The organism is Pseudomonas sp. SIMBA_041 (assembly GCF_046535095.1).
GTDB classification, from domain to species: domain Bacteria; phylum Pseudomonadota; class Gammaproteobacteria; order Pseudomonadales; family Pseudomonadaceae; genus Aquipseudomonas; species Aquipseudomonas mucoides.
This window is the reverse complement of record NZ_JAWRXJ010001005.1, coordinates 1-232: the sequence shown is the minus strand read 5'-3', so window position 1 is coordinate 232 and position 232 is coordinate 1. Positions and strand designations below refer to the sequence as shown.

At 41.4% G+C, this 232-nt stretch carries 1 protein-coding gene; it reads right to left on the bottom strand.

The features are described from left to right. On the bottom strand, positions 1-232 hold a 232-nt coding region (locus SB725_RS34150; protein ID WP_410923819.1), incomplete at both ends, for a hypothetical protein.

Sequence of the window (232 nt, the reverse complement as noted above, 5' to 3'; positions counted from 1 at the left end):
ATGTAATACGCCGACATTGGCAGTCTCAGATGTTCTCGCAAGTGGAGTCATATTAATCACGGCATACTGTCCACTGGTAGCGTCAAAACGATACCAACGTTCATTGTCATTAGGATTTAATTTACCAGTGATGACGCTACTAATAGCACTTTTCGAAAAATGAAGAGGGGTGTCGCTATTTTTTGCAATCGCACTATTTGCAGCGATACTTGCTAGTACAGTGCTAATTACC